Genomic DNA, 13,320 nt, shown 5'->3' with positions numbered 1-13,320 from the left:
CAGCCATACCTCTAGCGAAGAATGGAGTGTGAAGTGACAGGTCGACTTGGTATCGACAATGTCCTTCCAGATACGACGACCGGGAAGTATCCCGCGAAAGCCGTGGTGGGCGAGACCTTTCCGGTCTCCGCCGATGTCTGGCGCGAGGGTCACGACGCGGTGGCCGCGACACTGTCGGTGCGCGGACCGGGAGGCAAGCTCGAACGCATCCCGATGACACCGGGCCGCGAACCCGACACGTTCGACGCGGTGTTCGTCCCGTCTCGGCCGGGTTACTGGATCTGCCGCATCGAAGCATGGAGCGATCCGATCAGCACCTGGCGGCATGCCGTCGAAGCCAAGCTCGGAGTAGGCCAGAGTGCGCACGAACTCGCGAACGATCTGGAGATCGGGGCGCGGCTGTTCCTGCGCGCTGCCACCGGGGTTCCTGCCGAGAGCAGGCAATTGCTCGCCGATGTCGCCGCCGCGCTGCGCGACACCGACCGCCCGCTACCGGCCCGAGTGTCCTCGGCGTTCGCGTCGTCGGTCGCCGAACTGCTGTTCGCGCACCCCCTGCGCGAGTTGGTGACCCGCTCGCGTGCAGTCAACATCTGGGTCGATCGCAATCTTGCTCTCAACGGTGCCTGGTACGAGTTCTTCCCTCGATCGACCGGTGGATGGAACGAGGACGGTTCGCCGCGGCACGGCACTTTCGCGACATCGATCGAGCAGTTGCCCCGCATCCAGCGGATGGGATTCGACATCGTCTACCTTCCGCCCATCCACCCGATCGGCACCATCAACCGCAAGGGCCCGAACAACACGCTGACGCCCGGCCCCGAGGACGTCGGGTCGCCGTGGGCCATCGGCTCGAAGGACGGCGGGCACGACGCCATCCATCCCGAACTCGGCAACGAGGACGATTTCCGCGCATTCGTCGCCGCCGCACAGGAGCACAACCTGGAAGTGGCACTCGATCTCGCCCTCCAGGCCGCACCCGATCATCCTTGGGCTGCAACACATTCCGAGTGGTTCACTGTGCTGCCGGACGGCACGATCGCGTACGCCGAGAACCCGCCGAAGAAGTACCAGGACATCTACCCGGTCAACTTCGACAACGACCGACGCGGCATCTACGAAGAGGTTCTGCGTGTTGTCCGGTACTGGATCTCGCTGGGCGTCAAGGTCTTCCGAGTCGACAACCCGCACACCAAGCCACCGGACTTCTGGGAGTGGCTCATCGCCGAGGTCAAGAAGACCGACCCGGACGTGCTGTTCCTCGCCGAAGCGTTCACCAGACCGGTGCGCATGTACGGGTTGGCGCAGCGCGGGTTCACGCAGTCCTACACATACTTCACCTGGCGTACCGCCAAGTGGGAGCTGACCGAGTTCGCCGAGGAACATGCTCGACGCGCCGACGACGCGCGGCCGAATTTGTTCGTCAACACCCCGGACATCCTGCACGAGAGCCTGCAGCACGGCGGGCCCGGAATGTTCGCGCTGCGAGCCGCTCTCGCGGCGACGATGGCACCGACCTGGGGCGTCTACTCCGGGTACGAGCTGTTCGAGCACCAAGCCGTGCGTGAGGGCAGCGAGGAATACCTGGACTCGGAGAAGTACCAGTTACGCCCACGCGACTTCGAGGGCGCGCTCGCCCGCGGCGAGTCGCTCGAGCCCTGGATCACCACGCTGAACGCAATCAGGCGTGCGCATCCGGCACTGCAACAGCTGCGCAACATCCACTTCCACACCATCGACAACGAGGCACTGATCGGGTACTCGAAGTTCGACCCGCAGACCGGCGACTCCGTTCTGGTGGTGATCAATCTCAATCCGTTCGGGGCCGAGGAAGGCACCATCCACCTGGACATGCCGGCTCTGGGCCACGACTGGCAGGACACCCTCACGATCAAGGACGAAGTGAGCGGCATCCACTACGACTGGGGCCACACCAATTTCGTCCGGCTCGAGCCGTGGACATCGGTGGCGCACATCTTCACGCTCCCCCACATCCCCTACCCGGCACGAATCGAACTGGCCTACCGCGGCAACCGAAAGTGAAGGGATTCAACGTGTCCGAGAATCCGACGACGCCCGAAGACACCGTCGCAGCCCCGTCCGACAACGATCTCGAGCTCATCGCTGCGGGTCGGCACTACAACCCGCATTCCGTACTCGGTGCCCACCCGGTGCCGGGTGGAACGGCGATCCGTGCCCTCAAGCCCGACGCCGAGAAGGTCGTCGCTCGGGTCGGCGGCGTCGACCACGAGTTGACCCATGTCGCGCACGGGGTCTTCTCGGCACTGCTGCCGTTCGAGGACCTGATCGACTACCGGCTGGTGGTGACGTGGCCCGGTGGACACGTCTCCGAATCCGCCGACGGTTACCGCTTCCTGCCGACCCTCGGTGAACTCGATCTACATCTGTTCGGCGAGGGCAGGCACGAGCGACTGTGGGACATCCTCGGCGCGCATCAGCAGTCGTACGCGACGCCGGACGGCCCCGTCGCCGGCACGTCGTTCGCGGTGTGGGCTCCGGCTGCGCAGGGCGTCACGCTCGTCGGCGACTTCGACGGCTGGACCGGCCGCAGCTGGCCCATGCGTGTACTGGGCTCGACCGGTGTGTGGGAACTGTTCGTTCCCGACATCGCACCGGGCGCGCTGTACAAGTTCCGCGTCCACGGTGCCGACGGTTCGGTCAAGGACAAGGCCGACCCCATGGCCTTCGCCACCGAGGTTCCGCCGTCGACCGCATCGGTTGTCACCGCGTCGTCGTATAAGTGGAACGACGAATCCTGGCTCGATACAAGGGCCGGAATCGAACCCACGCAGGCACCGATGAGCGTCTACGAGATCCACCTGGCGTCCTGGCGACCGGGCCTCGGTTACCGCGAGCTGGCCGAACAGTTGGCCGAGTACATCACCGAGACCGGATTCACGCACGTCGAGCTGCTCCCGGTCGCCGAGCATCCGTTCGGCGGATCCTGGGGCTACCAGGTGACGTCCTACTACGCGCCCACGTCGCGTTTCGGCAGCCCCGACGATTTTCGCTACTTCGTCGACCACCTGCACAGCGCCGGAATCGGCGTCATCGTCGACTGGGTGCCCGCGCACTTCCCCAAGGACGAATGGGCCCTGGCTCGGTTCGACGGCGGTCCGCTCTACGAGCACGGAGACCCGCAGCGCGGCGAGCAACTCGACTGGGGCACACTGGTTTTCGACTTCGGTCGCCGAGAGGTTCGCAACTTCCTGGTCGCGAACGCGCTGTACTGGATCGACGAGTTCCACATCGACGGACTCCGCGTCGACGCCGTTGCGTCGATGCTGTACCTGGACTACTCCCGGCCCGAGGGCGGCTGGTCGCCGAACATCTACGGTGGCCGCGAGAACCTGGAGGCCGTCACCTTCCTGCAGGAGATGAACGCGACGGTGCACAAGAAGCACCGCGGCGTCGTCACCGTGGCCGAGGAGTCGACGGCATGGCCCGGCGTCACCCGCCCGACGAACGTCGGTGGGCTCGGGTTCAACATGAAGTGGAACATGGGTTGGATGCACGACACCCTGGGCTTCCTCGGGCGTGATCCCATCCACCGGAGCTACCACCACCACGAGATCACCTTCTCGCTCGTCTACGCATGGAGCGAGAACTATCTTCTCCCCATCAGCCACGACGAGGTGGTGCACGGCAAGGGAACGCTGTGGACACGGATGCCTGGCGACGACTACACCAAGGCCGCCGGTCTGCGCGGAATGCTCGCCTACATGTGGGCGCACCCGGGCAAGCAACTGCTGTTCATGGGCCAGGAGTTCGGCCAGACCCGCGAGTGGTCCGAGGAGCGCGGCCTCGATTGGTACCAGATCGACGAGGAACCACTGCACCGCGGCGTCAAATCCCTTGTGTCCGATCTCAACTCGACCTACAAGTCGCATCCGGCACTGTGGACACTCGACACCTCGCCGAGCGGATACTCGTGGATCGATGCCAACGACACCGAGAACAACGTGCTGAGCTTTCTGCGGTACGGGTCCGACGGTTCGGTCATCGCGTGTATTTTCAACTTCTCCGGTTCCGAGCACGGCAGCTATCGTGTGGGACTACCGGAACCCGGCCGTTGGATCGAGATCCTCAACACCGATGCAACGGAATACGGCGGCTCCGGCGTGGGCAACCTGGGTGAAGTGACGGCAACATCGCACTCGTGGCACGGTCGACCGGCGTCAGGCCAGGTCGCCCTTCCCGCCAACGGGGCGATCTGGATAAAACTGGAGCAATAGATGAGTGGCGGCCGCACACCCCGACTTCTGGCCGCGGCCGCCACTGCCGGACTGCTCCTGTTGACCTCGTGCGCGCAGACCGTGAGCGGTAACGCCGTGTCGATCTACGAGAACCCGTTCACCGTCGCCGGACTTCCGGTCACGAGCGGACCGAGCGGGCCTCGTCCTGGCGTCCCCGATTCCACCCTCACGGTGGAGAACGCCGAAGGCACCGACTCCGACATCCTTGCCACGAACGCGATCGACGACATCCAACAGTTCTGGGTACAGCAGTATCCGAACCTGTTCAAGGGCTCGTTCACGCCGGTGTCCAAGATCGTCTCGTGGGATGCGTCCGAGGACGAAGGATCGGGCATCAGATTCTGTGGAGACCGTACCGGCGGTATCCCCAACGCCGCGTATTGCACTCGCGACGACTCGATCGGCTGGGATCGCACCATTCTGCTCCCGGCTCTGGTCGATGCCTTCGGACCGATGTCGGTGGTGATGGTGATCGCCCACGAATACGGCCACGCCATTCAGCATCAATCGGGACTGGTCGGTGACGACACCCCGACCATCGTGGCCGAGCAACAGGCCGACTGTTTCGCCGGCGCGTTCATCCGCCACGTCGCCGAGGACGATGCGCCGCACTTCACGATCAACACCTCCGACGGCCTCAACGGCGTTCTCGCCGCAACCGTCGCCGTCCGCGACGTCGATCCCAACGACCCCGAATCGGTGCACGGTTCCGCCTTCGAGCGCGTTACTGCCGTGCAGATCGGCTTCACCGACGGCGCGGCAGCCTGCACCGGCATCGACGAGGCCGAAATCGATTCGCGTCGAGCATCGTTGCCGCAGAAGTTCAGCGACCCCGACGACTCCGGCGAGCTACCGGTGACCGAGGATTCCCTCGGCGCATTCAGTCGATCCTTCGAGACGGTGCTGCCCGTCTCCGTTCCGCCGACCGTCGACTACTCCGGTTCGGATCTCGGGTGCCCCGACGCCGAGGCCACCGCGCCGGTGTCGTACTGCCCGTCGTCGAACACCATCGGTGTCGACGTCGAGGACCTCGCCGAAGTCGGCCAGCCCGAGACCCCGCAGCGCGGAGACATATTGCCGCTCAACGTCTCCGGTGATTACAGCGCCTACGTGCTGTTCGCCTCGCGGTACACGCTCGCGGTGCAGAAGGAAGCAGGTCAGACGCTCGACGATCCGCAGACCGCTCTGCGATCGGCGTGCCTGTCCGGGGTCATCACCTCGGCGATGAGCGCCGAGAACGGTGCGACGGGTCTCGAAATATGGCTCTCGCCAGGCGATCTCGACGAGGCCGTGTCCGGTCTGCTGAGCGACGGGTTGGCAGCCAGCGACGTCAACGGCACGACGCTACCGTCCGGCTTCTCCCGCGTCGACGCCTTCCGCTCGGGAGTACTCGGCGGCAAACAACTGTGCGACTCACGCTACAGCTGAGGAACTCAGTACAGAGCGGACGCGAGCTTGCGTCGTGCGGAGACCACCAGCGGATCGGCTGCGTCGAACAACTCGAACAGCTCGAGAAGTCTTGTGCGCAGCGCGGTCCGGTCGTCGCCGGCACTGACCTTGATTCCGTCGATCAGACGAGCAAAAGCCTGCTCCGGTTGCTGACCGGCCATCTCGGCGTCGGCGGCCTCGATCCGGGCCTGCACGTTCGCGGGATCAGCGTCGGCGATCTCGATGGCATCGGGTGCAATGTTCTGTACCCGAGCCAGGAACTTGACCTGACGCAGCGCCGCGACGGCGTCGGTGTTCTTCGGTTCGGCGTCGATGATCGCCTGGTAGGCAGCCGCTGCCCTGTCGAAATCGCCCTCGTCGATAGCCTCTTCGGCGGCGACGATTCTGGGGTCCTCGATCTCGGGTTCCGGTTCTGCAGCGGCCGCCCCGGGAGGCCCGGTGAGCTTTCCCGCAGTCGCCTGCTCGACGGCTTGTAGCCACTGACGCAGCTGCTCGTCCGACTGCGTGCCCTCGAAGTCGGCCAGCGGCTGACCGGCTGCCACGGCAACCACCGTCGGAATGGCTTTCACACCGAATGCCTGCGCGATCTGCGGATTGGAATCGACGTCGACTCGGGCGAGAACCCACGTCCCCGCGGCCTCGACGGCCAGTTGCCCGAGCTGACGCGTCAACGCCTGGGATTGCGGCGAACGAGCCGAACCCAGGTCGACGATGACCGGGACCTGCGTGGACCTCTGGAGAACCTCGGCCTCGAACGTCGCCGCGGTCACGTCCACGATCGGTGCCAGACCTCCCGCGTCGCCCGCGGATTCGGCTGCAGGAGCAGGTGCCGGACGGTCCTTGAGAACGGACAGGTCGACAGCGCCGGCAATCGAAGCGGGGACGGCAGCTGACGGGCGGACGGGAGGACGGGAACCGGGTCGAGTCACGTCCTACAGTTTGTCACTAACCCGATGCGCCATCCACTGGCGGGCAGTCAGGACAGAACCTTCGCCTCGGCTGCGGGCCGGCCGGTGCTCAGCTCGGCGAGACGGCCGGTGCGCGCGGCCCAGATCTCGAAGATCACCGTGCCGAACGGCGGGAACGCTGCGACGAGCGCCAGCAGCGTCGCCTTGACGTCCCACTTCAACTTCACTGCCGTCAACACCGCGATGCCCAGGTACACGACGAACACGCCGCCATGGATCGGCCCGAATATCTTCACGCCGATTTCGTTGCCGTCCGCGGGGATGTACTTGAAGGCCATTCCGATCAGCAGTCCCAGCCAGGTGAACGCTTCGAGCACAGCGATGAAACGGAAGCGTTTTGCCGTGCTGCTCAGGTCGAAGAAATTGGTCATGCCAGCCATTGTGCCCGGTTTGCTACGACAGAACGTAGTGGCTCTGGTCTCACTCCCGACCAGAGCCACCGCGGTCTTATTTCTTCGGGACTCGAACGATGAGGGCGTCGCCCTGTCCACCGCCGCCGCACAGTGCGGCCGCACCGACTCCGCCGCCGCGTCGCTGCAGCTCGAGGGCGAGGTGCAAGGCGATACGAGCTCCCGACATGCCGAGCGGGTGTCCGATGGAAATGGCTCCGCCGTTGACGTTCACGATCTCCGGATCGATACCGAGCTCGCGCGTCGACGCGATCCCGACCGCTGCGAACGCTTCGTTGATCTCGACGACATCGAGGTCCTTCGGGTCGATGCCCTCCTTCTCGCATGCCTTGGCGATTGCGCGGGCAGGCTGCGACTGCAGCGTGGAGTCGGGACCGGCCACCACGCCGTGGGCACCGATCTCGGCAAGCCAGGTGAGGCCGAGTGACTCGGCCTTCTCCTTGCTCATCACCACGACGGCGGCAGCACCGTCGGAAATCTGCGACGCCGATCCCGCGGTGACGGTTCCGGCCTTGTCGAATGCGGGTCGAAGCTTGCCGAGGGAATCGACAGTGGTGTCGGCGCGGATTCCTTCATCGGCGGTGAACTGGATCGGGTCGCCCTTGCGCTGCGGGATCGACACGGCGACAACCTCGTTGTCGAATACGCCGTTCTTCCACGCCGCTGCGGCCTTGTGATGCGACGCAGCCGCGAAGGTGTCCTGCTCCTCGCGACTGATGGCCTCGGAACTCTGGTTGCGCTGCTCGGTCAGCGCACCCATCGCCTGATCGGTGAAGATGTCGTACAGACCGTCGTAGGCGAGGTGGTCACGCATGGTGACATCGCCGTACTTGAACCCGGCTCGCGACTTCTCCAGCATGTGCGGTGCCTGGGTCATCGATTCCTGGCCACCGGCGACGACGATCTCGAATTCTCCGGCGCGGATGAGCTGATCGGCCAGCGCGATGGCATCGACGCCGGACAGGCAGACCTTGTTGATCGTCAAGGCGGGCACGGTCATCGGAATGCCGGCAGCAACAGCTGCCTGGCGGGCCGGGATCTGGCCGGCTCCGGCGGTGAGAACCTGTCCCATGATGACGTAATCGACCTGATCCGGAGCAACACCGGCCTTGTCGAGTGCACCCTTGATGGCGATCCCGCCGAGGTCCGATCCCGAGAAGTCCTTGAGTGCGCCCGAGAAGCGCCCGACCGGCGTACGAGCACCGGCGACGATGACTGTTGTGGTCACGATTTCCTCCGAAAGTGTGAAGACGGCCTTGTCGAGATCAACGCTCCGACGCCCCCTGCCGATACCGGCCGGGCGGAGCACCGAAACGCAGCTGGCGCTAACGTCATGGCCATGACCTCCAGCACGCAGTCTTACACGGGAGCCCCGCTGCGCTCCGACCTGGTGACGGCTATCGACCACGTGGGTGTTGCGGTGCCCGATCTCGACGCCGCAATCACCTGGTACACCGACCACCTCGGCATGATTGCCGTGCACGAGGAGATCAACGAGGAGCAGGGTGTCCGCGAGGCGATGCTCTCGTTCCCCGGTGCCGGAGAAACGTCCGCTGCGCTGCAATTGCTCGCACCGATCGACGAGTCGTCCACCATCGCCAAGTTCATCGGCCGCAACGGCCCTGGACTGCAGCAGTTGGCCTACCGCGTCACCGATATCGAAGAGATCTCGACCGAGTTGCGCGCCCGCGGCGTGCGGTTGCTGTACGACGCCCCGCGCCGCGGTACCGCCGATTCTCGGATCAACTTCGTCCATCCCAAGGACGCCGGTGGAGTGCTCATCGAGCTGGTCGAGCCGAATCACAACTCGCACTGACCGAACTCGGTGAACGAACCGTATGGCCCTCTACTTGACTCACCGGTAAATTGACGGCCATGGCCATCGATCATGAGCGCACTTCCACGGTGCAACTTCCCTTTTCCATCGTCCGGAAGGGGTTCGATCGCGACGAAGTCACCAACTACTTCGAGCGATTCGACGCCGAGCTCCGTCTGACGACTGCCGACCGCGATGCGGCCGCAGCACAGGCTCGTGATCTGGCCAAGCAACTCGACGACGCTCGCGACGAGATCGACGAACTGCGCAAGGACATCGATCGCCTGTCCGTTCCGCCCACCACAGCGGAGGGCATGAGTGATCGCATCTCGCGCATGCTGCGGCTCGCCTCGGACGAGGCATCCGAGGTTCGCGCGAAGGCGCACTCCGAGTCCGAGGAAATGATTTCGGTTGCGCAGCAGGAAAGTGCGCGACTGCGGGGACGGCACGAGTCGCTGGTGGCCGAACTCGAAGAGCGACGCACTGCGCTCGAGACCGAGCACCAGCAGACCATGGCTCAGGCGCGTACCGAGGCGGCCCGGGTGGTCGAGGCCGCGCAGGCCGAGCGCGACAAGCTGGCCGCCGAGTCCGAGGCCAAGCGCGCCAAGGTCCAGGAGGACTTCGAGATCACGATGGCCGAGCGCCGCACCAAGGTTCTCTCCGCCCTCGAAGAACTCGAAGCGTCGAGCAAGTCCGATGCTGCACGCCGCATCGAAGAGGCGACCACCGAGGCTGCTCGACGGCTTCAGTCCGCCAGCGAACAGGCCGAGCGGCGTATTGCGCACTCCAAGGAACTGGCCGAAGAGCTGCGTGTGCTGCGCAGTCGCGTACTGGCCCAGCTGCTCGGAATCCGCGGCCAGCTCGATTCGGTACCGGCGATGCTCGCCTCGGTCAATCGCGAGAGCGAACTGCTCGACAATCCCGACCCGACGGCGATTCTCAAGAAGGAAGAAGAGAAGGCAGCCGCCAAGGCCGAGGACGAGAAGGAATCGGCCGACTCGGCGTCCTGATTTCGCGGTACACGCCGGGCCTCCCCGCTAGGACCATCTACGGGTGAGGCCACGCGTGTTTCGGCCGGACCAACATCCGGTGTGCCAGTGCCTCCGATTGTCGGCACCCCCGAAATCGTCCGACGGCCATGCGACGATATGTGCGACGCCCGGCCGCACCTCGTGATCGCAGCCGGGGCAGCGATACGTCTTGACCGCCTTGGCACCCGGGATCATCCGAGTCGTGTACGTGTCTCCGTCCGGACCGACCTCGACCCGGTTGCCACCCAGTACCGAGTCGGTTGCCGGACCGAGATCGCTCGGGCCGCTCCGGTTCGGTCGGCGGGGTTGGTTACGACGGGGCACCCGTCCAGTGTAGAGAACAGGCCTATGCTCGCCGACAGTCGTCAGAAAAGCCGGAACTCGGTGCTGTCGGTTCCTCGCAGGACGTCGTAGTCGAGTGTGAGACAACGAATGCCGCGGTCGGTGGCCAGCGTCTTCGCCTGCGGCTTGATGACCTGCGCAGCAAAAACCCCGCTCACCGGAGCCAGCAGCGGGTCACGGTTCAGAAGCTCGAGGTACCGAGTCAACTGCTCGACGCCGTCGATCTCACCACGTCGCTTGATCTCGACGGCCACGGTTCCGCCGTCGGCATTGCGGCACAGTAGATCCACCGGACCGATAGCCGTCATGTATTCGCGTCGAACGAGCGTGTATCCGTCACCCAAGGTGCTGACGTGCTCGGCCAACAACTCCTGAAGATGGGCCTCCACACCGTCTTTCACCAAACCGGGATCGATGCCGAGCTCGTGACTCGAGTCGAGTTCCACGTCGTCGATGGTGATACGAAGTTCCTCGCCGGCCTTGTTGGTGACGACCCACTTGATCGTCTCGCCCTCGGTGGTCTCGACCGTCCAGCAGGGCGGCGACATCCAGTTGAGCGGCTTGTAGGCCCTATCGTCCGCATGCACGCTGACCGATCCGTCGGACTTCACGAGCAACAGACGCCGAGCCGACGGGAGGTGTGCGGTGAGACGGCCGACATAGTCGACTTGGCAACGAGCAATAACTAAACGCACTCGACCACCATAAGGCAGGCGCCCCGTTAGTCTGTGACGACCATGCCGCAATTGAGACGATCTGCCACTCCGCTGGGTTCCCGGCTCCTCGGGGACACCAGCGAATCGCCGCGCCGCCGCCGAATCCGAATCCAGCTGTTGCTGACCGTTTTCCTGATCCTGTCCAACTTGATCGGTGCGGTCATCGTGGGCGTTCTGATCAGCGTCGTCGTTCCGGGCCCTGACGTCCTGAGAATGGATCGCTATTGGTGGGTCAACTTCATCGTCGTCCCGGTGTACGTCTTTCTCGCATTCCTGGTCGGCGTCGTCTGGGGCACCACGAGCGCGCTCAGCAGCCTGCGGTGGGGCATCGAGGATCGGAAACCCACACGATCCGAGCAGGTCGCCACTCTCGCCATGCCGTGGCGCCTGACGCGCATCCAGATAGCACTGTGGATCGGCGCGCTGATCCTGTTGACCACGATCGACGGCATCATCGATCCTCAGGCGATACCCAAAGTTGCGTTCACGATCGCCGCGGGCGGCACCGTCGTCTGCGCGTTCAGCTACCTGCTCAGTGAGTTCGCGCTGCGCCCCATTGCCGCTCGGGCGCTCGAGGCAGGCGATCCACGGCGGATTCGTATCGCCGGAGTCATGGGACGGTCCATCCTGTCGTGGTTGTTGGGAACCGGCGTTCCGGTCTCCGGACTGATGATCATCGCGGTCTTTCGCTTTCTCCGGCCCGAGACGACATCCGCACAGCTGGCGGTCTCCATCCTCGCGCTCGGCGGCATCACGATCGTCTTCGGTTTCGCGTTGACTGTGCTCGGCGGCTTCGCGACCACCTCCCCCATCAACAATGTCCGCGCGGGCATGGCCGAGGTGGAGAAGGGCAACATGGATGTCCGCCTCGCGGTGTACGACGGCACCGAGCTCGGTGAGCTCCAGAGTGGATTCAACCGAATGGCCGACGGCGTGCGCGATCGAGAGAAGATCCGTGACCTGTTCGGCAGACACGTCGGACACGAAGTCGCCGAGAAGGCGTTGCAGTCCGATAGCGAACTCGGCGGACAAGAACGCGATATCGCAGTGTTCTTCATCGACCTCGTGGGATCGACGGAGCTGGCAGCATCCCGGCCACCTACCGAAGTCGTGGACCTACTCAACCGATTCTTCGCTGTGGTGGTCGACGAGGTAGACGAACACGGCGGCTTCATCAACAAGTTCGAGGGCGACGCCGCGCTGGCCATCTTCGGAGCCCCGAACGAAATTCCCGACCACTGCGGCTCCGCCCTCGCAGCCGCGCGAGCAATTGCCCGACGCCTGGTAGTGGAAGTCCCCGAATGCAGCGCCGCTGTCGGCGTCGCTGCAGGACGCGCAGTCGCCGGCAATGTCGGAGCGAAATCCAGATTCGAATACACCGTCATCGGAGACCCGGTGAACGAGGCCGCTCGTCTATCCGAACTGGCAAAGAATTCGCCCGGAGCGATCCTTGCGTCCAAGACTGCAGTCGACGGTGCCTCGGACGACGAGGCGCAGCGTTGGGAATTCGGAGACTCCGTGACCTTGCGTGGACGATCCGCCGAGACGGTTCTGGCGAATCCGAAGGACGTCAAGGTCGCGGCGGATGAGCCCGAAGCCGTTCACGCCTGATCCACCCGATCATCGGGCTCAGTAGGTGTAAAGCGCTGCATCCCCGCCGTTTCCGTCACTGACGACTCGGCCGTCCTTTGCTCGGTCCCCCTCACAAACGCGCTCGCGTTTGTCAGGTTCGTGCAGTCTGGTGACGCTGTTCTGCTCGCGTCTGGCGAAAGCGCGCGCGTTTGTGACCGGAGTTGGCCATGACAAGGCAGACGGCCGACCCGGCTGGGCATCACTGATTCCCTTTGTCTGCGGGAAATGCGCTCGCCTGTGCGACGGGGAGTGACAGTAACGAGTCGACGGCCGGCACTATTGGATGCAACCGGCGGTGCTGGCACCTCTGGATTATGCGAATGCGCGCGCGTTTGCCAAGTGCGCGCAGTCTGGTGACGCTGTTCTGCTCGCGTCTGGCAAGTGCGCGCGCGTGCGCCACCCGGGTGGGGAGACGAGACAGTCGGCTGCATCGCAATGATGGGCCTCGCGGTGCAGATGTCGGTGCCCTGGAATTCAGGGATACCGACGACAGACAAGGGCACGAATACTGATGTGGCAGCAAGTGGTTTCGAAATGCAGACAACCCCCGACCGTGGTGGTCGGGGGTTGTCTGGTTGAAGTTGTGTTCGGCGGTGTCCTACTCTCCCACACCCTGTCGAGTGCAGTACCATCGGCGCTGGAGGGCTTAGCTTCCGGGTTCGGAATGGGACCGGGCGTTTCC

The 13,320-nt window shown here is 64.5% G+C and carries 11 protein-coding genes and 1 rRNA gene; 6 read left to right on the top strand and 6 right to left on the bottom strand.

The window, feature by feature from the left end; translation table 11 throughout:
* Positions 1 to 33 precede the first annotated feature (33 nt).
* From CH275_RS13110 to CH275_RS13100, 3 genes are read left to right on the top strand one after another with little or no spacing between them, the layout of a single operon-like run.
* Positions 34 to 2,040 (top strand): alpha-1,4-glucan--maltose-1-phosphate maltosyltransferase, encoded by a 2,007-nt coding sequence (locus tag CH275_RS13110; RefSeq protein ID WP_094679234.1) that lies wholly within the window; start codon positions 34 to 36, stop codon positions 2,038 to 2,040.
* Positions 2,041 to 2,051: 11 nt separating this feature from the next.
* A complete protein-coding gene (gene glgB, locus CH275_RS13105; RefSeq protein ID WP_094679233.1) occupies positions 2,052 to 4,253 on the top strand; it encodes a 1,4-alpha-glucan branching protein GlgB in 2,202 nt (733 codons plus the stop codon).
* Positions 4,254 to 5,702: a metallopeptidase gene (locus CH275_RS13100; RefSeq protein WP_094678798.1), complete on the top strand. Its 1,449-nt coding sequence runs from the start codon at positions 4,254 to 4,256 to the stop codon at positions 5,700 to 5,702.
* A gap of 5 nt (positions 5,703 to 5,707) precedes the next feature.
* Here the strand turns inward: CH275_RS13100 and CH275_RS13095 are convergent, their stop codons facing one another.
* The 3 genes from CH275_RS13095 to CH275_RS13085 form a co-directional block, all read right to left on the bottom strand.
* Entirely contained in the window at positions 5,708 to 6,595 is an 888-nt protein-coding gene (locus CH275_RS13095) for a tetratricopeptide repeat protein (RefSeq protein ID WP_094679232.1), read from the bottom strand.
* A 104-nt stretch (positions 6,596 to 6,699) separates the two neighbouring features.
* Complete coding sequence (locus tag CH275_RS13090) at positions 6,700 to 7,071, bottom strand: DUF3817 domain-containing protein (protein ID WP_179276140.1); 372 nt, start codon at positions 7,069 to 7,071, stop codon at positions 6,700 to 6,702.
* A gap of 67 nt (positions 7,072 to 7,138) precedes the next feature.
* A complete protein-coding gene (locus tag CH275_RS13085) occupies positions 7,139 to 8,329 on the bottom strand; it encodes an acetyl-CoA C-acetyltransferase (RefSeq protein ID WP_094679231.1) in 1,191 nt (396 codons plus the stop codon).
* Between the two features lie 105 nt (positions 8,330 to 8,434).
* Between CH275_RS13085 and mce the strand changes: the two genes are divergently transcribed.
* Together mce and CH275_RS13075 are read left to right on the top strand one after the other, a co-directional pair.
* A complete protein-coding gene (mce, locus tag CH275_RS13080; RefSeq protein WP_373453707.1) occupies positions 8,435 to 8,917 on the top strand; it encodes a methylmalonyl-CoA epimerase in 483 nt (160 codons plus the stop codon).
* Between the two features lie 59 nt (positions 8,918 to 8,976).
* Positions 8,977 to 9,927: a hypothetical protein gene (locus tag CH275_RS13075; protein WP_094678794.1), complete on the top strand. Its 951-nt coding sequence runs from the start codon at positions 8,977 to 8,979 to the stop codon at positions 9,925 to 9,927.
* Between the two features lie 27 nt (positions 9,928 to 9,954).
* Here the strand turns inward: CH275_RS13075 and CH275_RS29995 are convergent, their stop codons facing one another.
* Complete coding sequence (locus CH275_RS29995; protein WP_032375952.1) at positions 9,955 to 10,272, bottom strand: hypothetical protein; 318 nt, start codon at positions 10,270 to 10,272, stop codon at positions 9,955 to 9,957.
* 41 nt (positions 10,273 to 10,313) lie between these two features.
* Positions 10,314 to 10,985 (bottom strand): endonuclease NucS, encoded by a 672-nt coding sequence (gene nucS / locus CH275_RS13065; RefSeq protein WP_032394670.1) that lies wholly within the window; start codon positions 10,983 to 10,985, stop codon positions 10,314 to 10,316.
* 42 nt (positions 10,986 to 11,027) lie between these two features.
* Here nucS and CH275_RS13060 point away from each other — a divergent pair, with 42 nt between their 5' ends.
* Positions 11,028 to 12,617 carry an adenylate/guanylate cyclase domain-containing protein gene (locus CH275_RS13060; RefSeq protein ID WP_094679229.1) on the top strand — a complete coding sequence of 530 codons (1,590 nt, stop codon included), beginning with the start codon at positions 11,028 to 11,030 and terminating at the stop codon, positions 12,615 to 12,617.
* 606 nt (positions 12,618 to 13,223) lie between these two features.
* Here the strand turns inward: CH275_RS13060 and rrf are convergent.
* Positions 13,224 to 13,320 (bottom strand): 5S ribosomal RNA (gene rrf / locus CH275_RS13055); the annotation flags it as partial.

Origin of the sequence: Rhodococcus sp. 06-235-1A (assembly GCF_002258785.1) — a bacterium.
In the GTDB taxonomy this organism is placed as follows: domain Bacteria; phylum Actinomycetota; class Actinomycetes; order Mycobacteriales; family Mycobacteriaceae; genus Rhodococcoides.
The sequence above is the reverse complement of the archived record's forward strand: the minus strand, read 5'-3'. Positions and strand labels throughout refer to the sequence as shown.